We start from the raw sequence: 26906 nt of genomic DNA, 5'->3' as shown, positions 1-26906 counted from the left end.
AATATCGACGCGGACCTGCTCAAGGACATGGCCGCCGCCCTGGCCTACGCCACCGCAACCTACGCCCTGGCACCCCGGCGCTGACACCCCCGCGCTGAGTGCGGCTGAAGTCTGTATCCACCGCCAGACGGGCAGGGGGCTCGGCTGCGGCGCGGCTCACCTTGACGACCTCTGCCCACAGGGCGTTTTTGGCCGACGGAACCGTCGGCCAGACCGACACGCCAACGCCGCCGACGTGCCAGAGTGCGCATCCCCGGCACGCCGGCACCCCCGGCATCCCCGGCACGCCGGACGCGAAGGGTGGACGCCGGTGGAGTCCGCAGTAGGAGTACGGGCCAGCTACGCGTGAAAAGGCGCTGGGGCACTTGAATTAGGCTTTCGGACTACTTGATTCCGGCGTCCGGCCGCCTGAGTACTGCTAAGTAGATGCAGGCCGGATATCCCCAAAGTATTCGAGTACGGGTTACGGGTCCCTAAGCTCCCTGCGTTCCATAGCTTGGAATCATCACCGGTCACACTTCCATAGGGCGGCTTTCTGCCGCCACGTTTGCTCCGTGGCCGTTTTTCCGGACGTCTTAGCCGTATTTGGGCCGGGGATTTGAACGAAGGAAAGCTACTGATGGATATATTCGACGTCCTTGAATCAGAAGTCCGCACGTACTGCCGCAGCTGGGATACGGTCTTCGACCGTGCGTCCGGCAGCACGCTCTACAGTGAGGACGGCCGGGACTATCTCGATTTTTTCTCTGGCGCCGGAGCTCTGAATTACGGGCACAACAACCCTGAACTGCTGCGCCCCCTGGTGGAATACCTGCTCTCCGGAGCGATTGTGCATTCCCTTGACATGAAAACCGTTGCTAAGCGGCGTTTTCTGGAGACCTTCAACGAACTCATCTTGAAGCCCAGGAATTACGACTACAAGGTCATGTTTCCCGGCCCCACCGGTACCAATGCGGTGGAGGCGGCTTTGAAGCTGGCCCGCAAAGTCACCGGCCGGACCCAAATTCTCAGTTTCACCAATGCCTTTCACGGGATGACTCTGGGTTCCCTTGCCGTCACGGGCAATTCGATGAAACGGCAGGGGGCCGGCGTTCCACTGCTGAACACCACGAGCATGCCTTACGACGGATTCCTTGACAACCAGGCGGCGGAGTCCTCGTGGCTTCGCCAGGCGCTTGAGGATAGCGGCTCCGGCCTCGACAAACCCGCCGCGGTCATCGTGGAAACCGTCCAGGGCGAGGGCGGACTCCGTGCCGCACGCGCGTCCTGGCTCCGCGAGCTGGCTGAACTGTGCAGGCAGCACGGCATCCTGCTCATCGTTGACGACGTCCAGGCCGGATGCGGACGCACCGGCACCTTCTTCAGCTTTGAAGACTCGGGCATCATCCCTGACATCGTCTGCCTGTCCAAGTCAATTTCCGGGTTCGGGCTGCCCCTGTCCCTCACGTTGTTCAAACCCGAACACGACATCTGGAAGCCTGGCGAGCACAACGGAACCTTCCGCGGGCATAACCCGGCCTTCGTCACGGGGACTGCCGCCCTTGAGCGTTTCTGGGCCGGAAGGAGCTTCGAGTCCAAGATTGCCGGGCTCACCTCGCAGCTGCACGAGGGGCTCAGCCAGATTGCAGCTGGCACGGAAGGTGCACGGGTTCGGGGACGGGGGCTGCTGGCCGGCATTTATTACCCCGACCATGAGGTGGCGGGAAAGATTGCTGCCGAGTCCTTCGCGCGCGGGCTCCTGGTGGAAACGTCCGGTCCGGAGAGCGAAGTCCTTAAGACCATGCCTGCCCTGACCATTGGCGCTGACGAGCTCATGAGGGGACTCGACATTCTTGCCGACGCCGCCGAGTTTGTAACCGGCGGAAGGGTTGCGGTGAAGTCCATTGCCTAGGAATTGGTGCAGAAGGGATTGACCTATACAGCAGACCGATCAGATTTTAGGGACGGCAATGAGCACCCAACAGGCAACAACTTCTCAGCAGAATGGTTTCCACGGAGCCCGCGCCGCGAAGCAGCGGCCGGCCGGACTGACAGGGTTCGGCGCATGCTAGACGAAGCAGACCGGTCGATACCGCGGGGAAGCGTGATCGTGCAGAAGTTTGGCGGCTCATCCCTGGCGGACCCGGGAGGCATCCTCCGCGCCGCCCAACGCATCGCGAAAACGCGGGAAAACGGTTACCAGGTAGTGGCGGTGGTATCAGCCATGGGCGATACCACCGATGAACTGTGCGATCTTGCCGCCGGTGTTTCCTCCCGGCCGCGGCCCAGCGACCTCGATGCCCTCCTGAGCACCGGGGAACTCATATCGTCCGCGCTGCTCGCAATCGCACTGGCAGATCTCAGTCAGGCCCCCGTGACGTTTACGGGCAGCATGGCCGGGCTGATCACCGACGACGTTCACGGGAAAGCGCAGATCACCGACGTGCGGCCCGACCGCATCCGCACCTGCCTGGCCCGTGGCGAAATCCCCATCGTCGCGGGATTCCAGGGCAGGACAAAGAAGGGCAAGAAGGTGACCACCCTCGGCCGCGGCGGTTCCGACCTCACGGCCGTCGCCCTCGCCGCGGCATTGGGCGCCGGTATCTGCGAGATTTACACGGATGTGGACGGTGTCTACACCGCGGACCCGCGGATCGTGCCGAAGGCCCGCAAACTCGGCGTACTTTCAAGCCAGATGATGCTTGAGTTCGCGGCCTCCGGTTGCAAGGTTCTGCACCTGAGATGCGTTGAGTACGCCCGCCGGTTTGGGATTCCCATCCACGTCCGGTCCTCGTTCGTGCCGGACCTTGGAACGTTGATCCTGCCCGAACCTGACCGCCACCCCTTCCGGAAGCCTGTTCGGGAACAGGCCGTGGTCACCGGCGTGACCGGGGTGGACTCCGCCGCAAAAGTCGTTGTTATCGGAGTACCCGACGGGCAAGGCAGTATGGCGCGTCTGTTCCAGGTGTTGTCCCAGTCGGGCGTGAACGTGCAGACCATCGTCCAGAACGCTGCCGGCGCACGGCGGTCCGACGTCGCCCTCATTGTTCCCGCGACGCAAGCGGCCCCCGCCCTCGCTGTCCTGGGTGCCGCCCAGCGGACCATCGGGTTCCAGGGCCTGCTGCACGACGGCGAGGTCGGCAGGGTGTCGATCTCGGGCGTCGGAATGCGGTCCTCGCCCGAGGTTTTCTGCACGTTCCTGTGGACGCTGTCAGAGGCGGGTATCGATTTCGACCTCGTCGAAATATCCGAGACCTACGTCGCTGCCATCACCCGGGCGGAGCGGCTCGAAGAGGCCGAACGCGCCGTCCGGTCCGCCTTTGGCGTGGCGCCCGCCCCCGACGATGCGAACCCGTCACGCATGCCCAGCTCCCACGGCGAGGACGCGGACAGCGACTTCCGCTGGGGCCACGTTTTTCCGGGGATGGCGGCCAGCCCTGCATCCCGGGGCAGGTAACAGGCATGGGATGTCGCCGGGGCAGTGTCACGGGCCGGGCGGCGTTTGATGAAGCCGCGCTCCGCCCGGCACGCACCAAGGTTTTGCGAGGAGACAGAGTATGAGCAAGAAGGTCAAGTCCCGGTCGAGTGCCATCGCCCCCGCCGAACTGCGCGGCAAAATGATGCCCGACGGCGGTTCGGGGGCGGGGACGGTCCTGACCTCCGCCGCCGCGGACCACTCGGCCCGCTGGCGCCAGGGCGAGCGGTTGGACCAGCTGTTTGAAGACAGTTGCGACCGGTTGCAGGAACAGGGGAGAGGGACGCAAATCGCGGTGGACGCCGGCGACGTCGTCCTGAGCTATCAGGAACTGGACGCCCGGGCCAATCAGCTGGCCCGCCACCTTCTGGAATGCGGCGCGCGGCCCGGGGACCGTATTGCCTTGCTCTTTGACCAGCCGTGGCGCGCGTACGTGGCAATGCTTGCGGTGCTGAAGATCCACGCAGCCTATGTGCCCCTGGACCCGGGATTTCCGCCTGACCGGCTTAAGTTCATCGTCGAGGACGCCGATGTCGTGATGGTTCTTTCCCTGACCCATCTGAAGGATCTGCTCCCGGAAGTGGCCGCGCAGACCGTGTGCCTGGACCACGTCCAGGGGCACGTGGACGCAGAAGATCCGTCCCGCCTCCAGGACGCGGACCTGGGTGAGCCAGACGACGAGCTGGCCTACATTATCTACACTTCGGGGTCCACCGGCCGTCCGAAGGGCGTCGCCGTGGACCAGGCCAGCATCTGCAACTTTGTCCGGGTGGCATCCGCCATCTACGGCATCGAGCCGACGGACCGTGTGTACCAGGGCATGACCATCGCCTTCGACTTCTCAGTGGAGGAGATCTGGGTGGCCTGGATGGTCGGAGCCACGCTGGTGCCCAAACCGGGCCGCTCAAGCCTGCTGGGTGCCGAGCTCGGGGAGTACCTGGTGGAGAAACGGATCACGGCGCTGTGCTGCGTTCCCACGTTGCTGGCCACCCTCGACGACGACCTGCCCGGGTTGAGGTTCCTGCTGGTGTCGGGCGAGGCGTGCCCCCGGGACCTCGTCCTGCGCTGGCACCGGCCGGGCCTTCGCTTCCTGAACGTCTACGGCCCGACCGAGGCGACCGTAACGGCCACCTGGTCGCTCCTCGATCCGGGCACGCCCGTGTCCCTGGGCGTGCCACTGCCCACCTACACCGCCATCATCGTCGACGCCGACGGGCTGCGGGCATTGCCGCCCGGTGAAATGGGCGAAATCGGTCTGGCCGGGGTAGGCCTGGCGCGGGGGTATGTCAACCGGCCCGACCTCACCGAGCGGGCGTTCATCCCGGATTTCCTGGGCATCGAGAACAACCCCTCCGGCCGGATCTACCGGACCGGGGACCTCGGCAGGATCAACGACGCCGGGGAACTTGAGTACTTTGGCCGGATCGACACGCAGGTCAAAATCCGGGGCTACCGCATCGAGCTGAGCGAAATAGAATCCGTTCTCGTGCAGCTGCCGGGCATCGCACAGGCCGTGGTCCAAACGTTTGAACCCGAGCAAGGATCCGTAGAACTCGCCGCCTATTTCACCCTCCGCCCGGACGTGCTGGACGTCGATGTCCATGAGCTCCACCGGATGCTGCGCACCAGGCTCCCCGGGTACATGGTCCCCGCCTACTTTGAGGAACTCCGGACCATTCCCATGATGGCCAGCGACAAGGTGGACCGGAAGAGCCTGCCACGCCCGGAAAACCGGATCAGCCGAACGGTTTCCGGATCGTTCACCGCCCCGGTGACCGCGGCCGAGGAAGCCCTGGCGGAGCAGCTTCAGGCCGTGCTGGGGCTGGAGAAGGTGTCCACCGATGCCCATTTCTTCAACGACCTCGGTGCCGATTCCCTGCTGATGGCGCACTATTGCGCCCGCATCCGGAAAGAGACCGCCCTGCCGCCGGCAGCCATGCAGGACATCTACGAGTGCCCCACCGTGCGGCAACTTGCGGCGTGCCTGGAAGCCCGGCACCTCGAAGCCGCCCTGGGCACAACCGGGCCCGAGGCAGACATAGTGCTGCCCGGACCGCCGCCGCCGGTCAGTTCCTTCCAGTACGCCTTCTGCGGGGCAGTCCAGTTCCTGTGCTTTCTGGGCTTCATGATGTACGGCGCCTGGATCCTGATTATCGGATACGAGTGGACTTCGGGAGGCAACGGACTCCTGGAGATGTGGCTGCGATCCATCGGGTTCGGTGTAGCCATGTTCGTGGTGCTGTCCGTGACCCCGATCATCGCCAAATGGCTGCTTGTCGGCCGGTGGAAGCCGGGCACCATCCGGATCTGGAGTCCGGATTACCTGCGGTTCTGGGCGGTCAAGACCCTCACACGGGCCAATCCACTCGTCCTGTTTGCCGGCTCGCCGTTGTATGTCCTGTACCTGCGGCTCATGGGGGCCAAGATCGGCAAAGGCGTGGTGATCCTTTCCCGGATGGTCCCGGCGTGCCCTGACCTGCTCACCATTGGCGATAACACCGTCATCAACAAGAACGCCTCGTTCCTGTGCTACCGGGCGCGTTCGGGAATGATCGAGAAGGGCACCGTCACGCTGGGAAGCAACGTCTTCGTGTCGGAGCGGACCACGCTGGACATCGGAACGACCATGGGCGACGACAGCCAGCTCGGGCATGCCTCCTCACTGCAGGCCGCGCAGGCTGTCCCAGCCGGCCAGGTCTGGCACGGCTCGCCGGCTGTGCGCACCGGCACCAATTACCGGCGCGTTCCCGCCGCTGACTGCAGCACCCGCAGGCGGGTGATCTACAGCCTGTTGCAACTGACAAACCGCCTGGTGCTGGTGGTACCGGCCGCCGTGCTGGGGCTGGCAGTACTGCTGCGGCCATACTTGGCCACCGGGCACCTGCAGCTGGGCGCGATGTCGTTCTTCGCCGATGCGCTGGCCGTGTCGCTGGTGCTGTTCATCGTCGGGCTGTTCACTGGCCTGGTGGCCGTGGTCTGCATTCCGCGGATCCTGCACCGCTTCCTCACGCCGGATGTCGTGTATCCGCTCTACGGCTGGCACTTTTCGGTCCATCGCCTCATTGCCCGGCTTTCCAACGTCCGGTTCTACAAGGACCTCTTCGGCGACAGCTCCTACATCGTGCATTACCTGTTGGCCCTCGGCTGGAACCTGAACAAGGTGGAACAGACCGGATCAAACTTCGGACCCACCCTGGGGCACGAGTCACCGTTCTTGTGCGACGTCGGAACCGGAACCATGGTCGCGGACGGGCTCAATATGATGAACGCCGATTACACGAGCTCATCGTTCCGCCTGTCCACGGTCCACATCGCCGGCCGGAACTTCCTCGGAAACCACATCACCTTTCCCATCGGTGCGCATGTGGGGCAGAACGTCCTGCTCGCGACGAAAGTCATGGTGCCGATCGACGGACCGTCGCGGCGGGACGTGGGTCTGCTCGGTTCGCCCCCGTTTGAAATTCCCCGGTCCGTGCAGCGGGACGCCCAATTCGATGAAAAAGCCATGGAGGAGGCCAAGAACCGGGAGCTTCCGGCCAAGAACCGGCACAACATCATGAGCATGGTGTATTTCCTGGCCGTGCGCTGGGTCCTGCTGTTTACGGCCACGATAGCCTCCGCCGTCGCGGTGACGGCCTACAGCTTCCTTGGCGTCCTAGCGGTTGCCCTGGCCATGCTGGCGCTGCTCGTGTTCCGGATCCTGGTCACCGCCCTGGTGGAGCGGTCAGTGATGGGCTTCCGTGGGCTGAGGCCCCAATTCTGCTCCATTTATGACGGTTACTTCTGGCGGCACGAACGGCTCTGGAAGCTGCTCGTCGTGCCCCGGTTCAACGGGACACCGTTCAAACCCCTGATGTGGAGGCTCCTGGGGGTCAAGGTCGGTAAGCGGCTGTACGACGCCGGGGCGACCATCCCGGAAAAGACCCTCGTGACGATCGGCGATGACTGCACGTTCAACGAAGGAGCAACGATCCAGGGCCATTCCATGGAAGACGGCACGTTCAAGTCCGACTATGTGATGATCGGCGACCGCTGCAGCCTGGGGGTGGACGTCTGGATCAACTACGGGGCGACCATGCACGACGGATCCACACTGCGGGCCGACGCTCTCCTGATGAAGGGCGAGGACGTTCCGGAAGGCACCTCCTACGTCGGCAACCCGGCCCGCGAGGTCCTGTCCTCGGGCAGCAAGCACCCCACGCGGGCCCCGCGGGGGCCCAAGCACCGGGCCTTGACCGATGCCTCGGGCCGGCCCCTGAAGTCCTCGCGGTCCCGCCACGGCGCTCATATGCAACGGCACCACAGCACGGTCCGGGTCTGAAATCCGGGTCTGACACTCCGGAGCTGACAGGCGGCCTGCGCCGGACCCCGCAGGCTCAGTGCGAGCCGGTGGGGACCCGCGCGTCGTCGGGAACGTCATCCGGAAAGTCGTCCGGGACGGCGCCCGGCGCGGCCCGGCGGCCGCGGGACGGCACGGAACCTGTCCGGGCACCGTCCTGCGCATCCGTTCCGCCCCCCGCTGCCGCCCTGGCCAGCGTCCTGCGTTCCCGCCGCCCCTCCACGAGGCGGTAGAGCACCGGCACCAGCACCAGCGTGAGGGCCGTGGAGGAGATCAGGCCGCCGATCACCACAATGGCGAGCGGCTGGGAGATGAAGCCGCCGCCGCCGGTGAGCCCCAGCGCCATCGGCGTCAAGGCGAACACGGTGGCCAGGGCCGTCATCAAAATCGGCCGGAGGCGCTGGCGGGCGCCGTGGGTGATTGCGTCCGCCACCGACATTCCCGGGGAGCCGTTCCGCGGCTGGCGGTACTGGTTGATGAGGTCGATCAGCACAATGGCGTTCGTCACCACAATGCCGACCAGCATCAGCATGCCGATCAGGGAGGGCAGGCCCAGCGGCACCTTCGTGATCAGCAGCAGCCCGATGGCGCCGGTGGCCGCGAAGGGGACAGAGACCAGCAGGATCAGCGGCTGGATGAGCGATTTGAACGCCGCCACCATGATCACGTAGACGATTGCGATGGCGGCGAGCAATGCCAGGCCCAGCTGGCTGAAGGATTCGGCCTGCTGCGTGGTGGCACCGCCAATCTCTGCGGTGACGCCGGGGGGCAGCTGGACGGTCTTGAGCCGGGCTTGGACCTCGGTGCTGACTGCGCCGAGATTGGCGCCCGACGGCGTGATGGACACCCGGGCGGTCCGCTGTCCGTTGCTGGCGGTTATCGAGACGGGGACGTCCACCTGCTCCACGGTCGCGATGCTGGACAACGGCACGGGACCGGCCGCCGTCGGCAGCGGGGTCTGCCGGACGGCGTCGATGCTGGTGAAGCGGGTGCCCTCGCCGATACGGACCGGGAAGTCGTTGGTATCGATGCGGACCGTTCCGGCGGGGATGGGGCTGATGGTGGAGGCAAGTACGCCGGCCACCTGTTGCTCGGACAGCCCGGCAGCGACGGTCTTGGCGCGGTCCACTTTGACCTGCACCACCGGCTGGCTGGCGGCGAGGTTGGTCGCTACTTCAGAAGAGCCGGGGACGCCGTCCATGGCCTTGACCATGGCGTCGCTTGCGGTGCGGAGGTCCGCCGTGGTGGCTGCCTTGAGTGTGATGTCGACCGTGGAGGACGTACCAAAACCGCCCTGCTGCGAGCCCACGGTGATTTTGCCGGAATCCGGAATGGCGGCGAGTTCGCTGCGGACGGTGTCCTTGAGTTTGCCCTGATTGGCTTTTTCCTCGGTGACCACGGTGAAGCTGGAGCTTGAGGCTCCGGCGGAGAGCAGCGCGGAGAAGCCGGACTGGGCGTTGCCGGTGGTGACCTGGACGTCCTTGACACCGTCGATCCCGCGCAGCACTTCCTCGACCTTGATGGCTGAGGCGCCGGCCTCGGCCAGGCTGGTGCCGGCCGGGAGTGCCTGCCGCACGGTCATACTGTTTTCGCCGGAGTTGCCCAGGAGGTCGGTGGCCAGCAGCGGCGTCATGGCGGCAGTGCCGCCGAGGACCAGAAGGGCCGCGATCAGGGTCACCACCGGGTGCTTCTGGGTTTTGGTCAGGACGGGCAGGTAGCCGCGCTGCAGGACCGTGCGCTGCTCCGCTTTCTCGGCAGCCTCGGCAACCTCCCGGGCTGACCTCTCCTGCACCGCAGATCCCTGCGAAACCGCTTCCCCGGCTATGCCCGCCTTGTCGGCCGGGTTCCGCAGGAACCAATAAGCCAGCACCGGGACAATCGTCAGGGACACCAACAGCGAGGACAACAGGGCGATGGTGACGGTCAGCGCGAACGGCCGGAACAGCTCACCGGCGAGCCCGGCCACAAACGCGATCGGCAGGAAGACCGCCACCGTGGTGAGCGTCGATGCGGTGATGGCCCCGGCAACTTCGCGGATGGAGGTCTGGATCGCGGTGATCTTTGCTTCGCCGTAGCTCAGGTGGCGCTTGATGTTTTCGATCACCACGATGGAGTCATCCACCACCCGGCCAATCGCGATGGTGAGCGCGCCCAGCGTCAGGATATTCAGCGAGTATCCCGTGGCCGAGAGGCCGATGAAGGTGATCAGCAGGGACAGCGGGATGGAGATGGCAGTGACGAGGGTGGCGCGGACGGACATCAGGAACAGCAGGATCACGGCGACGGCGAAGCCCAATCCGAGCAGGCCCTCGGTGGTCAGGTCCTTAATGGATTTCTCGATGAACGGGGCCTGGTCGAAAATCGGCGTGAACTGGGCGTTGGAGCCGAGCTCGGCTTCCAGTTGGGGGATGGAGTCTTTCACCGCGTGGGAGATCCCGACCGTGTCGCCCTCGGGTTTCTTGGTGACGGACAGGGCCAGGGTTTCCTTGCCGTTGGTCCGGGTGATCGAGGTGCGGGCGTCCTCGGCGATGCTGACGTCCGCGACACTGCCAATGGTGGCGGCGTTCCTGGCGCCGCCCAGGGGCAGAGCCTTGATGGCGTCAAGTGAGTCCACCGGGCTGCCGATTTGCAGCGAAAGCGTCTTGCCTTGCTCCTCGATGGTGCCGGCCGGAACCAGGGCGCCGTTGTTTTTCAGCGCGTCGCTGATGGACTGGATGCTGGCACCGGAGGCGGCCATGGCGTCCGGGCGGGGGAGGATGCTGATGTGCTGGGTGGCGCCGCCGGTCACTTCGGCACCGCGGACGCCGTCGAGCTTTTGCAGCCGCGGAACGGTGAGCCGGGCCAGGTCGGCGTTGAGCTCGCTGAGGGGCTTGTCCGAGGAAACTGCGAGGAAGACGATCGGGAAATCGCTGATGCTGCCTGCGATTGCCTGCGGCTGGACGTCGTCGGGCAGCGTCCGCTTGGCATTGGAGATGGCCCGGTCGATCTGGTTCCGGGCGCGGTCCAGGTTCGATCCGTAAGTGAAGGCCATGCTGATCTGGGATACGCCGTTGCGGGAGGTGGACGACGTCGATTCCAGGCCCTCGACGCCGTTGAGCGCCGTTTCCAGCGGGCCGCTGACCTGCTTGTCCACCACTTCGGGGGAGGCCCCGGGCATGGACGTGATCACCGTGATCTGCGGGAACTCGATGGACGGAATGAGCTCCTGCTTGAGCGCGGACATGGTGATCACTCCGAAGACCGACGCAAAGACGGTGATCAGCGCGATCAGGGCACGGTTGGCCAGCGACAACTTTGCAAGCCGAAACATCTGATGCTCTCCTGGTGGGTCGACGGACGTTCTTCTAAGCGATCAAACCTGCCGCAACCCGGAGCGGGTATCAGTTGCGCGTGGAAACCGTTTCCAGCTGCAGCGTCTTGGCCGTGGCGGCTTCGAGCTGGGCAGCGAGGTCCGGGTTTTCGTTGAGCTTGACGCCATAACCGGGCATCATCTCCTTGAACCTGGGCTGCCAGCCCTTGAACTGCTTCGGGAAGGACCTCTGCAGCAGCTCGATCATGATCGGCACCGCCGTGGACGCCCCGGGGGACGCGCCGAGCAGGGCGCCGATGGAGCCGTCGCGGCCGGCGATGACCTCGGTGCCGAACTGCAGCACGCCGCCCTTCTTCGGGTCCTTCTTAATGATCTGTACACGCTGGCCGGCGGTAATGAGTTCCCAGTCGCCGTCCTGCGCGGCCGGGTAGTACTCGCGCAAGGCTTCGACCTTGGCGCCGTGCCGCTTGGCGACTTCCTTGACCAGGTAGGCGGTGAGGTCCATGTTGTCCTTGGCCACGGCCAGCATCGGGATGATGTTGGACGGGCGGATGGACAGCGGCAAATCCAAATACGAGCCCTGCTTCAGGAAGTTCGTGGAGAAGCCGGCGTATGGGCCGAACAACAGAGAGCGTTTGCCGTTGACGTATCGTGTGTCCAGGTGCGGGACGGACATGGGCGGGGCGCCCACGGAAGCCTGGCCGTAGACCTTGGCGCTGTGCTGGGCCGCGAGCGACTCGTCGGTGCAGCGGAAGAACTGGCCGGAGACAGGGAATCCGCCGTACCCCTTGCTCTCGGGAATGCCCGAAGCCTGCAGGAGGTGCAGGGCGCCGCCGCCCGCACCCACGAAGACGAACTTGGCGCGGATGGAGCTGCGCTCCCCGGACTGGGGGTGCTTGAGCGCGAGGTCCCAGCCGCCGCCGGACGCGCGCTTGATGTCGGCCACAGTGTGGCCGTAATTGACTTCTACGCCGTTGTTCCCGAGGTAGGTGGTCAACTCGCGGGTGAGGGCACCGAAGTCGACGTCGGTGCCTTCCGCGGCGCGGGTGGCGGCGATCCGTTGCTTCGGGTCCCGGCCCTTAACGATCAGCGGGGCCCATTTGGCGATTTGTGCGTGGTCCTCGGAGTATTCCATCGACCGGAACAGCGGGTTCGGCTTGAGGGCCTCGTAGCGGGTGCGCAGGAATTTGGCGTTTTCGTCGCCGATGACGAAGCTCATGTGCGGAACGGTGTTGATGAAGCCCTTGGGGGAGCCGATCATGCCGTTCGTGACGAGGTGGGACCAGAACTGCCGCGAGAGTTGGAACTGCTCGTTGATCAGGAGTGCCTTGGCCGGGTTCACCGAGCCGTCTTTGGCTGCGGGGGAGTAATTAAGCTCACACAGCGCGGCGTGTCCGGTACCGGCGTTGTTCCACGGGTCGGAGCTTTCCAGGCCCGGCTCGTCCAGCTTCTCGAACAGGGATATGGTCCAGTTCGGCTCAAGCTGCTTGAGGAAGGCACCGAGCGTGGCGCTCATGATGCCGCCGCCAATCAGGACGACGTCGGCATGTTGGGTCTTGGAAATGAAAGTCACAATCAGTCTCCGATAGCAGCGGGTCTGGCTGTCACAGAATATCCCCGCACGGCCCTCTTACTGAAATTGGCTCCGCCCGTCAAGGCTTCAGCTCGACCTTCGTGAAAACTTCATTCAGGACCGGCGACGCCGGATACTTCAGCACCCGGTCCGAGAGAGCCAGGGCTGAGATCGGGAACGCGATCGGCACAGCCGGAACCGTGGCAGCGATTTGCGCATTGATGGTCTGGTACTGCTCCGTCCGTTCCTTGCCCTCGGGCAGGCCGCGGGCCCGGGCGATCTTGGAGAAGACCTGTGGGTCCTGGTACCCGAATTCGCCGGTTTTTTCGCCAAAGAGCGGGCCCACGAAGTTGTCCGGATCGGAGTAGGAACCGTTCCAGCCCAGCAGGTGAAGCGCGTGGTCGCCGGGGGAGGTGACTTTCTGCAGGTAGCCGTCCGACCACTCGACCGGTACCGGCTTGATGTTGAGTCCGATGGCGGTCAGTTGTTTGCTGATTTCCGCGTAGACCTTTTCCGGTGTCGGCAGATAGGGCCGGGTGGCGTTCAGGGGATAGTAGAACTTCAGTTCCTCCCCCTTGTAACCGGCTTCGGCCAGCAGTTCCTTGGCTTTGTCCGGGTTGTGGCCCAGGGCCGGGGCGTTGTTGTTGAAGCCGCTGAGCTTGGGCGGAACGAACTGCGTCGCCTGCGCGGTGTTGTCGATGAAGAACCGGCGGATCACGGTGTCTTTGTCCAGTGCCATCTCGATCGCCTGGCGGACCTTGAGGTTCTGCAGGATGGGCACCTCCTGGTTCATGCCCAGATACATCACGGAGAAAGGATCGCGCTGGATGATTTGCTGCCCACGCTTGACGAGTTGGTCGAAGTTGTCGACGGTCACGGCGTCATAGGCGTCGATCTTGCCGTCGAGCAGGGCCTGCATCCGGGTCTGGGTGTGATCGTAGGTGACGAACTTGATGGTGCCGATCTGGCCCTTGTCCCCCCAGTAGTCCTTGTTGCTGGCCAGCGTGATGCTTTCCGGATCCCAGGAGCTCAGCACGTACGGACCGGTTCCCACGGGGTGGAGGCCGTAGGCGGAGATCGGCTGGCCGTCGCGGCTCTGGTTGAGCTGGTCCGCTGTCTGGGACGTGAGGGCCTGGGGCGAAGAGATGGCAAAGGCGGGCAGCGTGAGGGCCTGCAGGAACCCGGTGAAGGGCTGGGTCAGGTCGATCCGCACGTTGTCCGGGGCCAACGCGGTGCAGCCCTTGAAGATGGAGAGGGCGGCCTGGTCGGCGTGGGCTTTGAAAACGCCCTTGAAGGTGGTTCCCGGAGCCTGCTGGCGCAGGGATTCGGGGAAGTTGAACCAGCGGTTGAAGTTGCTGCAGACCGCGGCGGCGTCGAAGGTTGTTCCGTCCTGGAAGAGGACGCTGTCGCGGAGCTTGAACGTGTAGGCGCGGCCGTCCTCGCTGGAGCTCCACTCCGTGGCCAGCAGCGGTGTGGGCTGCCCGGTGGTCTGGTCAACACCGACGAGCCCCTCCAGGACCTGGCGCGTGATCCGGTAGGACTCGGTGTCAGAGACGACGGCGGGGTCAAGCCCCAGCGGCCGGGAGGCAGTGCCGAACGTGAAGACTGCGCTGGGGGCGGCCGCCGTGGGGCTGCCCGACGCCGTGGCGGAGCCCGGCCCCGGACCGGGGCTTCCGGTGCAGGCGGCCAGAGGCAGCATCAGGAGCACAGCGCTGAGACCGGCTGCAACGCGGCGCACCGCGCTGGACCGCGGCCCGCGGGCCTGCATGCCGCTGGCCGTGCTGGGGCGCGCCGTACGGCTGGGCAGTGTTCGTCTGGGCACTTCGGGTATCACCTCGGGGGACTGGTGGACCGCCGGCTGCGGAACAGGCCCATTCTAGATGACCAGTCCGGACGAAAGCTGTGACCGGGGCGCTGCCGGCTGGTCTCGGCCTCCGGACCCCTGCAGACGGGTGCAGTGCCTGGGGGCGCCACACAAACAAGGCCCGCACCGAAGGTGCGGGCCTTGTTTTCTCCCAGGTGGTCCAGTGAGTCAGGCTGGAACCGGTGCGGGAGCGTTTTGTGTTGCCTACTTGGGCATCAGTACCGAGTCGACCATGTACACGGTGGCGTTGGCGGTCATGACGCCGCCACAGACGACGTTGGCCTCGTCAGCCTTCAGCGCGTCCTTGGACCCGGTCACGGTCACCGAACCGCCCTGGACGGTCTTGTGCGTGCCGACGATCTCGTCCGGGCTGATCTTGCCCGGGACCACGTGGTAGGTCAGGATCTTGCTGAGCAGGGCATCATCCGTCTTCAGCGTTTCGATCGTGGCGGGGTCGAGCTTCTTGAAGGCGTCGTCCGTCGGTGCGAAGACCGTGAACTCGCTGCCGTTCAGGGTGTCCACCAGGTCAACCTTCGGGTTGAGCTTGCCGGACACCGCGGCCGTCAGGGTGGTGAGGATCGGGTTGTTGGACGCTGCAACCGCTACCGGGTCAAGGGCCATTCCGGACACGGAGCCGGCGCCGCTGGGGACCTGCTCGGCGTAAGCGGCGCAACCGCTGCCGACGAGGTTGGCGGCCGGGTCCATTGCTGCTGCTGAGGAGCTGGTGGACGGCGACGGTGCCATGCTGGATTCCATCGGCGCGGACGCCGGAGCGGAGGAGCTGGGGGCGGCGGTGGTGCTGGATCCGCCGCAGGCAGTGAGGCTGATCATGGCTGCAGCAGCGATACCTGCAACGGAAAGTGTCGTGCGCTTGATGTTCTGCATTTCGGTTTCTCCTTTGTTGTGCCGATTGTTGCCAGCGGCAAACTATTCCGCTCTGGCCCTTTTACGACTGGTTGGGCACCGACCCTTGGTTGGTGTCTCAATGTGTATTCGGGGGCTGCGTGGAGACGGATGGGTGGCGGATGGGAAAAACTTTACGGGCCCCCGGCGGCCCGGTTTTCTGCGGTTTTGTCTCGATACGGTGGGGCACACAGCTCGCGACGAGAACAAAGCCGACAACAAAAAAGAGCCCCGGTCCAACGACCGGGGCTCTTTCACTGCATATATATCGAATTGTGCGCAAGGGGGGATTTGAACCCCCACGCCCGAAGGCACAGGAACCTAAATCCTGCGTGTCTGCCAATTTCACCACTCGCGCTCGGCCGCGTCGCCCGGCCCGTCCTGGGACAGTCAGCGGCGCATGCCAGGCTCCATTGTACAGTTCACCGCCCGTCATGGGGCGAGGCCCGCCCGTGGTCGGAGTGCGGCTAGCTGTCTACCTTGAGGTCCCGGCGGAGCTTCGCGACATGCCCGGTGGCCCGAACGTTATATTGTGCGACGGTAACCACCCCGTCGGGGTCCACCACCACCGTTGACCGGATGAGTCCGTCGTACGTTTTGCCGTAGTTTTTCTTCTCTCCCCAGGCGCCGTAGGCCCCGGCGACGGCGTGGTCCGGGTCCGAGAGCAGGGGGAACGTCAGCCCTTCAGCAGCGGCGAACTTGGCCAGCTTATCCGCCGGGTCGGGGGAAATGCCGACCACCGCGTAGCCCGCATGCTGCAGTGCGGGCAGGGAATCCCGGAAATCGCAGGCCTGCTTGGTGCAACCGGGGGTGGAGGCCGCGGGGTAGAAGTAGACCACCGTGCTGTTGCCTCGGAAGTCCGCGAGTGACACGTCCCGCCCTTCGGAATTCTGCAGGGTAAACGCGGGCGCTGGATCGCCGGGGATGAGTCGTTCAGGCAAAAGGGTGCTCCTTCTCAGAGTGGACGCAGGGTTGCTCCATCCCAGCGTAATGAGCGTTGGTGGCAGCACAGAATCCCAGGCTCGCTATACTCGGTGGTATGCCTGATATGGATCGCTGGCCCACGGGCCGCCTACTGTCCACGGCAGCGCGCCTTGTTGAACACTCCTGGAACGAGAAGCTGGGGGCCATTGGCCTGACCCATGCCGGAGTCATCGCCATGGAAGTGCTCGCCGTCAACGGACCGATGACCCAGGCCCAGCTTGCCCAATTGGTGCGAGTCCAAGCGCAGACCATGGGCAAGACGCTCAGCCGACTGGAGGCGCACGGCCATATCTCCCGGGAACGCAGCCCCTCGGACCGGCGGAGCCACGTTGTGTCTTTGACGGACCGGGGCCGTGAAGCCGTTGTTGAAGCGGCAGATATGGAGCGTTCAGTTCTCGCCGCCGCTTCCATCGACCCTGACGTCCTGCGCCAGGAACTCCGGGCGGTTGTCACCGAACTCGCCACGCGGATCTCCTCCACCGACGCTAAGGCAATCGTCACCGCCCCGGAGCCCGTGCTGCCCGTGGAAGCCAACTAAGCAGGTCATCCTTCAGCGGGCGGAGCTTTTCCCCGCCATGCCGCGTCGGTGCGCGATAATGTGGTCCCGAAGAGCCGTCCCGCCCCAAAAACGAGTACAAACTACTGGGTTCCCGCGGGTTGCGGTGGGGGAGCATGTCCTCATGACAAGCTACATCCTGGAAGCCCGATCCCTGGAGCACCGTTGTCAGTGCTGTGGTGAGTTTGCAGCAGCCGTCTTCTGTGAAGCCTGCGATCCTCACGATCAAAGCCTGGCAGGTTCCGGAACGGAATCCTGCCGTACCCTGCGCAATGAGAAAACCCGGCACAGCGGTTAGCGCACGGCTCTTGCATCCTTATGGGCCGGCTGTTCCGTGTCCCTCAGCGGACGGAGTGCCGGCTGCATCTAGGCTCAAGGGATGGATGCGCACCCGACCGAGGAGCTGGAAGGGCAGACCTCGATCAATGAGCTGCTGGACGAGCCCGTGGGCGCGTCGCCGGTCCAGCTGCTGCTGCCCATTCACTTTCAGCTAGCCGCCGCGGTCCGGAGCGAGCTCTAGACTTTCGTCCTGCAACGACTTGTCCGCCCTGGGCACCCGGAGCCACCAGACACGCCGCCCGTCGCTGCACAGTGCTGCTGCCAGTACAAAGGCAAGTACAGTGTCACCTGGGGCCCATTGGGGGGTGCCCGGTATTGGGGGACACATGGCGTACACACGCCCTTTAACAGGCACGACTTCCGGCGCGGTTGCGGCACGAGCATTGCTCGTAGCGGCAGTCCGGCCGTTTGTTACCGCACCTCGGCTGCCCGCTCACAGCACCGGGTCCACGGTCCCGATTGCGGCCGCCCGGCTCACACCTCCCCGGCTCCCTTCAACGCACGCCTGAGGCCTCACTTTGGTGTGGCGCCGGTACTGCACCTGCGGACGGGGACTCCCCCTCCAGGGCTCACACATCAACCACAACCCGTCGCCGATCCCGGCACCGGGGTTAAAAACTCGCAACCTTCGAGGAGACTCACATGACATACGCACCGCAGCAACAACAGCAATCCACCGGACCGGTTCCCCTCTGGGCGCCTCTGTACGGCGCGTCCTTGCCGGTCGCCGTCTCTCGGTTCTTTAAGAAGTACGCGACGTTCTCCGGCCGGGCCAGCCGCAGCGAGTACTGGTGGTGGACCCTCGTGGCCTTCATCGTCTCCATGGTCCTGAACTTCATCATGCTGATGGCCGGCTCCGCCGGTGCCACGCGCGCTGCAGATGGCTCCGCCGTCCCGGGCCCGGGTTTCACCGTTGGTCTGATCCTGGCCGGCATCTGGTTCCTGGCAGTTATCGTCCCGTCCCTGGCAGTGACCATCCGGCGCCTGCATGATGCCAACTTCAGCGGCTGGATGTACCTGCTGGTGCTCGTGCCGTTCGCCGGCGGCATCATCCTGATCGTCCTCACCGCGATGGGTTCCAAGCCCGAGGGCCAGCGGTTCGACCGCCCGGAAGGCGTGCCTGCGTACGCGGGACACTAGGCGCAACATAAGGAAGGCCCCGTCGTCTGACGGGGCCTTCCTTATGCCCCGAGTCACGGGGCAGGATTACCCTTGAGGCATGACCACCACACCATCACCGGCGCCTGTGCCCGTCGAGGTCCTGGTTCACTCCGTTCCGGCCGAGTGGTGGCAGGTCCTCGCCGCACTGGGACCCCTGGCCGTCCTCGTCAGCGCCGCCATCGCCGCGGTCATCGGCATCAATACCCTGAAGCAGAAGTCCGTCGCCGATAACCGGGCCGAGTGGTGGAAGCGGGCCCAATGGGCTCTGGACGCTGTCCACTCGGGCAACAAGAAGCAGGCCGCCGTGGGGCTGAAAGTCCTGCGGGTCCTGGGCGAAAGTGAGTTGGCCGGCGCCGGTGAACTCGCCGTCCTCGAGGCAGCCTGGCAGGGTCACGGGGCGCACGCCCCTGCCCCGCCCAACGTTCTAGCCCCCGGGGCTGCTGACGGTGACCTGCGAGCGGTGTGGATTGCCGCGGCGCAGTTACGCCTGGTCACAGACCAGCGCCTCAACAAGCAAACCCCGGAATGGGTCAGGACGCTTGCCGCGGACGACCCGTAACCCCGCCAGTACCTTCCGGACCCGCTTCACGCGGAGGAGCCGCCGCGGCGGCCGGCTGCGGCTCTGCCTTCCAGCCGGGGTCATTATGGTATTCGTTTCTGTGGCGTGCCGCGTCCAGGTGATGCTCCAGCTTTTCTTCCGCTTCCCGCCGCCGCTGTCCGATGGTCCGGAGTTGTTGTGTCGTTGGTGCCGTATGGGAATGAAGATGTTGTCGCCGATCCTGCACTGGCCCGTCGTTCTTCTCGCTCATACTGGCATCGTTTCACTGAAGTTACCGTCCGGGAAGACCCGTTTGATTACTGAGTGCCCGACAATGGGCGGCTGTCCGATTCGGACGTGACTGTGCCCCGCCATCCCCCGGGCGTTACCGTCCACCGCGGCGGGTGTGTCGTCCGCCGGCACATCGATGCTTTCCCAACGCAAAAAACCCCGTCTTCCTGGCGTTAAGCCAGTGAAGACGGGGTTTTCTTTTTTTGTCGTGCACCCCCCGGGACTCGAACCCGGAACCCATTGATTAAGAGTCAATTGCTCTGCCAGTTGAGCTAGAGGTGCATCTGTTGTTTGGTTCATTGCGGGGTTTTTGTTCCCGCGTTGTTCTCCGCAACGACATGAAACTCTACACGAGATTCGGCGGAGTGCGAAATCGGCGGCGGTGGGCCAAGAGGCACCTATCCCGGCAACTCCAAAACCAGCACAAAGTCGGGGTTTTTGTTGTTGTTGAGCACCCACAGGCGTCCGTCCGGGGCCAGCGTGACGTTCCGGATCCGGCCGTACATCCGTGTGAAATAGCCCACAGGGTCACCGGCGAACTCGCCGTTGAGGGGAACCTCCCACACCCGCTGCCCGCGCAGCGCGCCCAGGTACGCCCGGTCGCCGACGATTTCCAGCCCGCTGGGCGAAGAGTCCGCAGTGGACGGCCACACCACTTTCGCGTCCAGGAAGCCTGTGCGGTGCGGCGCGCCGGTGACGTCCGGCCAGCCGTAGTTGCCGCCCGGAACTATCAGGTTGAGTTCGTCGTCCACGTCGGGTCCGAATTCGCTGGCCCACAGCCGGCCCGCACTGTCCCAGGCAAGTCCCTGCACGTTGCGGTGGCCCAGGCTGTACATCGGGTTGCCGTCGATGGGGTTGCCCGGCGCGGGTTGGCCTTCAGCGGTGATGCGCAGGATCTTGCCGCCCAGGGCGTTCGGGTCCTGCGGCTGCCCGCGGCGCTGGGAATCTCCGGTGCCGACGTAGAGGTGGCCGTCCGGCCCGAACCGGATCCGGCCGCCGTTGTGCGTGGCTGCCTTGGGGATTCCGGTAAAGATGACCTCCGGTGTCCCCAGCCGCAGCGTTCCGGCGTCGTCCTCGAGGCGCAGCCGGACGATGCGGTTGTCGCTGGCGGCGGTCAGGTAGGCATACAGGAACCGGTCCCTCGCGAAGTCCGGCGACAAGGCCAGGCCCATCAGGCCGCCTTCACCGCCGGGAACGACGCCGGGCACCTTGCCCAGCGAGCCGGCTTTTCCGGTGGCTGCGCCGGGCGGAACGGTGCGCAGCCGGGCGGTCTCGCGTTCGGAAATGATGGCGGTGCCGTCGGGCAGGAAAACTGTGGACCATGGCACCTGCAGCTCGGCATTGATCTGGCCGGTGACGGTTGGCTGGTCCACCCCCGTCCGGGTGGCTGCCGCCTGGGTGGTGGCGGCGGAACTGGGGGCCGCCGGGCTGGCTGCTGCCTGGCTTGACGCTGCCGGGCTCGACGCTGCCGGCCTCGACGGCGGCTGGGCGCTGCCGGCGGGGGGAGGGGCGCCGCCGGCGCCGGCAGTGCACCCGGACAGCAGGATCACGACGGCGGCCGCCCCCGCACCGGCCCCGAACGTCCCGTGTCTTCCGGTGGCCCTCACGGCTGGCCCTATTGCCGGGTCCGCCGCGGCGGCCGGAATCCTGCGGCTTCGGCATGGGCCGTGGACAGGAACCACACTTCGGCCCGGGTCTCCTCGAACGCGGAACTTGTCTCGTCGTGGTAGACCATGGCGGCCGCGTCGCCCTTGACCGTGAAACCGTCGGGTCCGCTGCCATCAGCGGCGGGTGCTGCCGACCCCTCGCCATAAGGCTGGGCGGCGGCGAGATGTCCGGCGGGTTCGGCTTCCGGGCGGGCCGCGGTATGTGGAGTATCGAGGAACAGGGCCGAGTGCCGGCTGTCAGCTTCGGTCAGTGCCGGCGGCGCCGCTGACGGCGTGGCCCGGCCGTCCGGGGCCGCCGCTTCGGGGCCGGCTTCTGCCGCAGCGGACTCGGCGCCCGGCAGGGTGGGTGCCTGGGGTTCGGTGTATTCCCGGTGGTGCACAGGGACGCTCGCAGCTGCCTGCGGTGCGGCCGACGGCGACTCGGACCACGTAGAATCCTCGGTGGCGGCCGCCGTGGGTGCGGGCTCCGCTGCCGCCGGACGTCGGGGCTCGGAAATCCGCTCCGGTTCACGCTCCAGTTCCGCGGAAGATTCCGGTTCCGCGTGGGACGCGGCGTGGCCGGCGTCGTGCTCCCGGGGGGAGGTGGAAGCCGCGCCGGAGGAAGCTGTCCCGACGCGCGTGGACCCGGAACTGCGCCGGGAACTGTTGCGGTTGAGCAGCCACCAAACGATGGCGACAATCGCCACGATGACGACGAGCCAGATGATCCAATCCATAGCAGAGCCTTTCGGTCCAGAGGGCAAGGTTGCCGTTGCTCGACGGTACGTCTGCCGTGAGGGGACTGTCCAGCCGGCCGGAATCCGGCCTGTAGCCTCACATCATGGATCTAAAGAGACTGCGCATCCTCCGCGAGCTCGCCGACCGCGGAACGGTGGGAGCCACGGCGGAGGCCATGAAGGTCACCCCTTCCGCCGTGTCACAGCAGCTCAAAACCCTCCAGGAGGAGCTGGGGGTAGTCCTGGTGGAGAAGTCCGGCAGAGGGGTGCGTCTTACGGAGGCCGGTCTGGCCATGGCGGGTGCAGCCGCCGAGGTCTCCACCGCCATGGCCCGCGCGGAGGCCACCATCGACACCTATCGGCGGGGCTGGCAGACACATGTGAAGGCGGCATTCTTTCCCAGCGCCGCCGAAATGTTCCTCCCCGGTCTCCTGCACCGGGTCAAAGCCATTGACGGGCTCCGTTTCCAGGCCCACTTTGAGGATCCCAATGTCGCCGGCTTCGCCGGGCTGACCGCCGACTACGACATCGTCCTGGCGCACAGTGTCGACGGGCCTGACGTCTTCGCCCGGCTGGGATTGACGGTTGTACCGCTCCTGGAGGAACCCCTGGATGTGGCCATCCCTGCCGGCCACGCCCTCGCCGGGAAGGCGCAGCTCCGCGCCGAAGACGTCATCGGCTTCCCGTGGATGGGCGTGCCCGAAGGATTTCCGTTCGACACCGTCCTCCGCCAGATCGAGGTCCAGGCGGACTCCCCGGCGGACCGCGCCCAGATGTTCCCCGATCTGAGGGTGCTCGAGGCCCTGGTCAGCGCGGGGCACGGCCTGAGCCTGCTGCCGCGCTACACGGCCTTGAAGAACCAGGGGAGGGGCTTTGTGCTGCGACCCCTCGCCGGGGTCCAGGCCCGCCGCAGTATCGTCGCCCTGGCCCGCCCGGACGTCGCCGCCCGCACCACCATCCAACAGGTCCTGACGCTCCTCAAGGCTGAGGCGCAGTCCGTCGCGGCAGCGCCGGAGCTGCGGAACGCAGCCCACCCGGAGCCATGACCCGGGCCGTCCTGTCCATCTGCTGAAATGGCCGTCCACTATTTGACCGAAACATTCCCGGTTTTACGCTTAATGCGCCTTTTCGGGTCGTTGCGCCTCATCGCTGAGCCCTAGACTTTGACCCATGAGTGAGGACATCCAGACAACAACAGCGACCAAACCGGACATCAAGCCCCGCAGCCGGGTGGTCACCGACGGCATCCATGCGGCCCCCGCGCGCGGCATGTTCCGTGCGGTGGGCATGGGCGACGACGACTTCGCCAAACCGCAGATCGGCGTCGCAAGTTCCTGGAATGAAATCACTCCCTGCAACCTGTCCCTGAACCGGCTGGCCCAGGGCGCCAAGGAAGGCGTGCACGCCGGCGGCGGGTTCCCGATGCAGTTCGGCACCATCTCCGTTTCGGACGGCATCTCCATGGGACACGAGGGCATGCACTTCTCCCTGGTCTCCCGGGAAGTCATTGCCGACTCCGTGGAAACCGTCATGCAGGCCGAGCGGATCGACGGCTCGGTCCTGCTGGCCGGCTGCGACAAGTCCCTGCCCGGCATGCTGATGGCAGCGGCCCGACTGGACCTCGCCAGCGTCTTCCTCTACGCCGGCTCCATCATGCCGGGCTGGGTCAAGCTGGAGGACGGCTCTGAGAAGGAAGTCACCCTGATTGACGCCTTCGAAGCCGTCGGCGCCTGCGCCGCCGGCAAGATGAGCATGGAAGACCTCACCCGGATCGAAAAGGCCATCTGCCCTGGCGAGGGCGCCTGCGGCGGGATGTACACCGCCAACACCATGGCCTGCATCGGCGAGGCGCTGGGCATGTCCCTTCCCGGCTCGGCCGCACCGCCCTCGGCCGACCGCCGTCGCGATGAATTTGCCCGCAAGTCCGGCGAAGCGGTGGTGAACCTCCTCCGTCTGGGCATCACCGCCCGCGACATCATGACCAAGAAAGCCTTCGAAAACGCCATCGCCGTAACCATGGCCTTCGGCGGCTCCACCAACGCCGTCCTGCACCTCCTCGCAATCGCCCGCGAAGCCGAAGTCGAGCTGAACCTCGAGGACTTCAACCGCATCGGCGACAAGATCCCGCACCTCGGAGACCTCAAGCCCTTCGGCCGCTACGTCATGACCGACGTCGACAGGATCGGCGGCGTGCCGGTGATCATGCGCGCCCTGCTCGACGCCGGTCTCCTCCACGGCGACTGCCTCACCGTCACGGGCAAGACCGTCGCGGAGAACCTCGCGGCGATCAACCCGCCGGACCTGGACGGCAAAATCCTCCGCGCCATGGACAACCCCATCCACAAGACCGGCGGCATCACCATCCTGCACGGCACCATGGCCCCCGAAGGTGCCGTCGTGAAGAGCGCCGGCTTCGACGCCGACGTCTTTGAGGGCACGGCCCGGGTCTTCGAGCGCGAGCAGGGTGCCCTGGACGCCCTCGACAACGGCCGGATCAAGGCCGGCGACGTCGTCGTCATCCGCTACGAGGGCCCCAAGGGCGGGCCGGGCATGCGCGAAATGCTTGCCATTACCGGCGCCATCAAGGGCGCGGGCCTTGGCAAGGACGTCCTGCTGCTTACCGATGGACGTTTCTCCGGCGGCACCACGGGCCTGTGCATCGGCCACGTGGCCCCGGAGGCGGCCGACGGCGGACCCATCGCCTTCGTCAAGGACGGCGACCGGATCCGCGTGGACATCGCCGCCCGGAGCTTTGACCTCCTGGTCGACGCCGCCGAGCTCGATTCCCGCAAGGTGGGCTGGGAACCGCTCCCGGCCAAGTTCACCAAGGGTGTGCTCGCCAAGTACGCCAAGCTTGTGCACAGCGCGTCCACGGGCGCCTATTGCGGGTGATTCTCTCTAAGCCGGGATAACCAGGCTTAATAAGGGAGACTCCAAGGGGCCCCAAGCGAACGGCGTCCGAGCCGTCCGTTTGGGGAAGGAGACTCCCGCCTGCCGCCGAAGGCTGTTGGGTCACGGGGAAAGTTCGAGTTCAACAGGTGGACAGCGAAGTCCACATGGTGAGACAGTCGGAGGGCTCATTGACACGTGTCTCACTCAGAGGGAAAACTGATTGCATGATCGCATCCGTTACCGCCGGCGCCGCTGCAGGTGTCTCCGTCGTCCTTACCAAGCGCGTGGCTCCATAGCCTGCACCGGTAACGAACCGTCACGCGCGAACCCCTCGAAGAGCCTCCGGCTGAGGGGTTCTTTTATTTCCGCACCGCAAGATCACTGATGATCCACCGAAGATCCACAAAGGAAGAGTCCGATGAGCAAAGGATCGCCGATCAGCCCCTCGCTGATGGCCACTAAGTCCGCTGGAGCCCCCAAGGCTTCGGATCGCGTCGAACGCACGGCTGACGCCGGCGTCGACATTGCTGCTGCCTCTCCTGTCCTTGGACCGAACAACGTCGTACCCCCGACGGTGATGACCGGTTCACAAGCTATTGTCCGCTCGCTCGAAGAACTCGGCGTGGACGATATTTTTGGTTTGCCCGGTGGCGCGATCCTGCCCACCTATGACCCCTTAATGGCTTCGAGAATGAACCACGTTCTGGTCCGTCACGAACAGGGAGCCGGCCACGCCGCGCAAGGCTACGCCATGGTCACCGGACGGGTGGGCGTCTGCATCGCCACCTCCGGCCCCGGTGCCACCAACCTCGTCACCGCCATCATGGATGCCCACATGGACTCCGTGCCGATCGTGGCCATCACCGGCCAGGTCTCCAGCGGGGTGATCGGCACCGATGCCTTCCAGGAAGCGGACATCGTCGGCATCACCATGCCGATCACCAAGCACTCCTTCCTGGTAACCGACCCCAACGACATCCCGCACGTCATGGCCGAGGCCTTCCACCTGGCCTCGACCGGGCGTCCGGGCCCGGTACTGGTGGACGTCGCCAAGGACGCCCAGCAGGGCCAGATGACCTTCTCCTGGCCGCCCAAGATCGACCTGCCCGGCTACCACCCGGTGCTGCGCGGACACAACAAGCAGGTCCGCGAAGCCGCGCGGCTCATTGCCGCGGCCAACAAGCCCGTGCTCTATGTGGGCGGCGGCGTCGTCAAGGCGCACGCCTCGGCGGAACTGCTGGAGCTCGCGGAACTCTGCGGCGCCCCCGTGGTCACCACCCTGATGGCCCGCGGCGTCTTCCCGGACTCCCACCCGCAGCACGTCGGCATGCCGGGCATGCACGGCACGGTCTCCGCCGTGACGGCCCTGCAGCAGTCGGACCTGCTGATCACGCTCGGTGCGCGGTTCGATGACCGGGTCACCGGCATCCTGAAGTCCTTCGCCCCGAACGCCAAGGTCATCCACGCGGACATCGACCCGGCGGAGATCTCCAAGAACCGCACCGCCGATGTGCCGATCGTCGGCTCGGTCAAGGAGATCATCCCGGAACTGAGCGAGGCCCTGCGGACCCTGTTCGCCGCCTCCGGAACCCCGGACATCACCAACTGGTGGACCTTCCTGAACAACCTCAAGGAGACCTACCCGCTGGGCTGGACCGAACCCGACGACGGCCTCAGCGCACCGCAGCGGGTGATCGAACGCATCGGCGCGCTCACCGGCCCCGAGGGCGTCTTCGTCGCCGGCGTGGGGCAGCACCAGATGTGGGCCTCGCAGTTCATCAAGTACGAACGCCCGCATGCCTGGCTGAATTCCGGCGGAGCCGGCACCATGGGCTACGCCGTCCCGGCCGCCATGGGCGCCAAGGTGGGCAACCCGGACCGGGTGGTCTGGGCCATCGACGGCGACGGCTGCTTCCAGATGACCAACCAGGAACTGGCCACCTGCGCGATCAACAAGATCCCGATCAAGGTCGCCATCATCAACAACTCCTCACTGGGCATGGTGCGGCAGTGGCAGACCCTCTTCTACGAGGGCCGCTACTCCAACACCGATCTGAACACCGGACATGACACCGTCCGGATCCCGGACTTCGTCAAGCTCGCGGACGCCTACGGCTGCGCCTCGTTCCGCTGTGAACGTGACGAGGACATCGACGCCACCATCCAGAAGGCCCTGGAGATCAACGACCGCCCCGTGGTCATCGACTTCGTGGTCAGCCCCAACTCCATGGTGTGGCCGATGGTCCCCTCGGGAGTCAGCAACGATCAAATCCAGGTGGCCCGCAACATGACCCCGGAATGGGAAGAGGAGGACTGAAC

At 65.5% G+C, this 26906-nt stretch carries 17 protein-coding genes and 2 tRNA genes; 10 read left to right on the top strand and 9 right to left on the bottom strand.

From position 1 onward, the window contains the following. Window positions 1-619 precede the first annotated feature (619 nt). The 3 genes from ectB to RCH15_RS16350 all read left to right on the top strand — a co-directional run bounded on the left by ectB (window position 620) and on the right by RCH15_RS16350 (window position 7775). Window positions 620-1891, top strand: coding sequence for a diaminobutyrate--2-oxoglutarate transaminase (ectB, locus tag RCH15_RS16360; protein WP_326961718.1), 1272 nt, complete (start codon window positions 620-622; stop codon window positions 1889-1891). A gap of 153 nt (window positions 1892-2044) precedes the next feature. Continuing rightward, the gene (locus RCH15_RS16355; RefSeq protein ID WP_326961717.1) at window positions 2045-3436 is read left to right on the top strand and encodes an aspartate kinase; all 1392 of its coding nucleotides are present in this window, start codon (window positions 2045-2047) and stop codon (window positions 3434-3436) included. Between the two features lie 100 nt (window positions 3437-3536). Continuing rightward, window positions 3537-7775 (top strand): Pls/PosA family non-ribosomal peptide synthetase, encoded by a 4239-nt coding sequence (locus RCH15_RS16350; RefSeq protein ID WP_326961716.1) that lies wholly within the window; start codon window positions 3537-3539, stop codon window positions 7773-7775. Window positions 7776-7830: 55 nt separating this feature from the next. Here the strand turns inward: RCH15_RS16350 and RCH15_RS16345 are convergent, their stop codons facing one another. The 6 genes from RCH15_RS16345 to bcp form a co-directional block, all read right to left on the bottom strand. Further along, a complete protein-coding gene (locus tag RCH15_RS16345; protein ID WP_326961715.1) occupies window positions 7831-11103 on the bottom strand; it encodes an efflux RND transporter permease subunit in 3273 nt (1090 codons plus the stop codon). A gap of 70 nt (window positions 11104-11173) precedes the next feature. Then, window positions 11174-12676 (bottom strand): malate:quinone oxidoreductase, encoded by a 1503-nt coding sequence (locus RCH15_RS16340; RefSeq protein WP_326961714.1) that lies wholly within the window; start codon window positions 12674-12676, stop codon window positions 11174-11176. 79 nt (window positions 12677-12755) lie between these two features. Next, window positions 12756-14375, bottom strand: coding sequence for an ABC transporter substrate-binding protein (locus RCH15_RS16335; protein ID WP_326961722.1), 1620 nt, complete (start codon window positions 14373-14375; stop codon window positions 12756-12758). A 369-nt stretch (window positions 14376-14744) separates the two neighbouring features. Beyond that, entirely contained in the window at window positions 14745-15425 is a 681-nt protein-coding gene (locus tag RCH15_RS16330) for a fasciclin domain-containing protein (RefSeq protein WP_326961713.1), read from the bottom strand. Window positions 15426-15719: 294 nt separating this feature from the next. Then, window positions 15720-15801 (bottom strand) — tRNA-Leu (locus RCH15_RS16325). A gap of 109 nt (window positions 15802-15910) precedes the next feature. Continuing rightward, window positions 15911-16384 (bottom strand): thioredoxin-dependent thiol peroxidase, encoded by a 474-nt coding sequence (gene bcp / locus RCH15_RS16320; protein ID WP_326961712.1) that lies wholly within the window; start codon window positions 16382-16384, stop codon window positions 15911-15913. Between the two features lie 107 nt (window positions 16385-16491). On the opposite strand from bcp, the gene RCH15_RS16315 reads away from it, so the two are divergent. The 4 genes from RCH15_RS16315 to RCH15_RS16300 all read left to right on the top strand — a co-directional run bounded on the left by RCH15_RS16315 (window position 16492) and on the right by RCH15_RS16300 (window position 19042). After that, window positions 16492-16965 carry a MarR family winged helix-turn-helix transcriptional regulator gene (locus RCH15_RS16315; RefSeq protein ID WP_326961721.1) on the top strand — a complete coding sequence of 158 codons (474 nt, stop codon included), beginning with the start codon at window positions 16492-16494 and terminating at the stop codon, window positions 16963-16965. A gap of 397 nt (window positions 16966-17362) precedes the next feature. Next, window positions 17363-17503 (top strand): hypothetical protein, encoded by a 141-nt coding sequence (locus RCH15_RS16310; RefSeq protein WP_326961711.1) that lies wholly within the window; start codon window positions 17363-17365, stop codon window positions 17501-17503. A gap of 461 nt (window positions 17504-17964) precedes the next feature. After that, complete coding sequence (locus RCH15_RS16305; RefSeq protein ID WP_326961710.1) at window positions 17965-18462, top strand: DUF805 domain-containing protein; 498 nt, start codon at window positions 17965-17967, stop codon at window positions 18460-18462. A 79-nt stretch (window positions 18463-18541) separates the two neighbouring features. After that, entirely contained in the window at window positions 18542-19042 is a 501-nt protein-coding gene (locus RCH15_RS16300) for a hypothetical protein (RefSeq protein WP_326961709.1), read from the top strand. Window positions 19043-19521: 479 nt separating this feature from the next. On the opposite strand, the gene RCH15_RS16295 is transcribed toward RCH15_RS16300, so the two are convergent. The 3 genes from RCH15_RS16295 to RCH15_RS16285 form a co-directional block, all read right to left on the bottom strand. Further along, window positions 19522-19594: transfer RNA gene (locus RCH15_RS16295), tRNA-Lys, on the bottom strand. A 116-nt stretch (window positions 19595-19710) separates the two neighbouring features. Next, a complete protein-coding gene (locus RCH15_RS16290) occupies window positions 19711-20919 on the bottom strand; it encodes a PQQ-dependent sugar dehydrogenase (protein ID WP_326961708.1) in 1209 nt (402 codons plus the stop codon). Window positions 20920-20927: 8 nt separating this feature from the next. Next, the gene (locus tag RCH15_RS16285; RefSeq protein WP_326961707.1) at window positions 20928-21695 is read right to left on the bottom strand and encodes a sunset domain-containing protein; all 768 of its coding nucleotides are present in this window, start codon (window positions 21693-21695) and stop codon (window positions 20928-20930) included. A 104-nt stretch (window positions 21696-21799) separates the two neighbouring features. Between RCH15_RS16285 and RCH15_RS16280 the strand changes: the two genes are divergently transcribed. From RCH15_RS16280 to RCH15_RS16270, 3 genes are all read left to right on the top strand, one after another. Then, complete coding sequence (locus RCH15_RS16280) at window positions 21800-22741, top strand: LysR family transcriptional regulator (RefSeq protein ID WP_326961706.1); 942 nt, start codon at window positions 21800-21802, stop codon at window positions 22739-22741. Between the two features lie 124 nt (window positions 22742-22865). After that, the gene (gene ilvD, locus RCH15_RS16275; protein ID WP_326961705.1) at window positions 22866-24587 is read left to right on the top strand and encodes a dihydroxy-acid dehydratase; all 1722 of its coding nucleotides are present in this window, start codon (window positions 22866-22868) and stop codon (window positions 24585-24587) included. A gap of 418 nt (window positions 24588-25005) precedes the next feature. After that, window positions 25006-26904, top strand: a complete 1899-nt coding sequence (locus RCH15_RS16270; RefSeq protein ID WP_326961704.1) for an acetolactate synthase large subunit — start codon at window positions 25006-25008, stop codon at window positions 26902-26904. Window positions 26905-26906 lie beyond the last annotated feature (2 nt).

The organism is Arthrobacter sp. MP_M4 (assembly GCF_035984855.1).
In the GTDB taxonomy this organism is placed as follows: Bacteria; Actinomycetota; Actinomycetes; order Actinomycetales; family Micrococcaceae; genus Arthrobacter.
This window is presented reverse-complemented; position numbering and strand designations above follow the sequence as displayed.

What these genes read in the sequence shown, in the direction of transcription:
- ectB (WP_326961718.1), top strand. Translation starts at nt 620, where the DNA reads ATGGATATATTCGACGTCCTTGAATCAGAAGTCCGCACGTACTGCCGC.
- RCH15_RS16355 (WP_326961717.1), top strand. Translation starts at nt 2,045, where the DNA reads ATGCTAGACGAAGCAGACCGGTCGATACCGCGGGGAAGCGTGATCGTG.
- RCH15_RS16350 (WP_326961716.1), top strand. Translation starts at nt 3,537, where the DNA reads ATGAGCAAGAAGGTCAAGTCCCGGTCGAGTGCCATCGCCCCCGCCGAA.
- RCH15_RS16345 (WP_326961715.1), bottom strand. Translation starts at nt 11,103, where the DNA reads ATGTTTCGGCTTGCAAAGTTGTCGCTGGCCAACCGTGCCCTGATCGCG.
- RCH15_RS16335 (WP_326961722.1), bottom strand. Translation starts at nt 14,375, where the DNA reads ATGCTGCCTCTGGCCGCCTGCACCGGAAGCCCCGGTCCGGGGCCGGGC.
- RCH15_RS16330 (WP_326961713.1), bottom strand. Translation starts at nt 15,425, where the DNA reads ATGCAGAACATCAAGCGCACGACACTTTCCGTTGCAGGTATCGCTGCT.
- RCH15_RS16315 (WP_326961721.1), top strand. Translation starts at nt 16,492, where the DNA reads ATGGATCGCTGGCCCACGGGCCGCCTACTGTCCACGGCAGCGCGCCTT.
- RCH15_RS16310 (WP_326961711.1), top strand. Translation starts at nt 17,363, where the DNA reads ATGGATGCGCACCCGACCGAGGAGCTGGAAGGGCAGACCTCGATCAAT.
- RCH15_RS16305 (WP_326961710.1), top strand. Translation starts at nt 17,965, where the DNA reads ATGACATACGCACCGCAGCAACAACAGCAATCCACCGGACCGGTTCCC.
- RCH15_RS16300 (WP_326961709.1), top strand. Translation starts at nt 18,542, where the DNA reads ATGACCACCACACCATCACCGGCGCCTGTGCCCGTCGAGGTCCTGGTT.
- RCH15_RS16285 (WP_326961707.1), bottom strand. Translation starts at nt 21,695, where the DNA reads ATGGATTGGATCATCTGGCTCGTCGTCATCGTGGCGATTGTCGCCATC.
- RCH15_RS16280 (WP_326961706.1), top strand. Translation starts at nt 21,800, where the DNA reads ATGGATCTAAAGAGACTGCGCATCCTCCGCGAGCTCGCCGACCGCGGA.
- ilvD (WP_326961705.1), top strand. Translation starts at nt 22,866, where the DNA reads ATGAGTGAGGACATCCAGACAACAACAGCGACCAAACCGGACATCAAG.
- RCH15_RS16270 (WP_326961704.1), top strand. Translation starts at nt 25,006, where the DNA reads ATGAGCAAAGGATCGCCGATCAGCCCCTCGCTGATGGCCACTAAGTCC.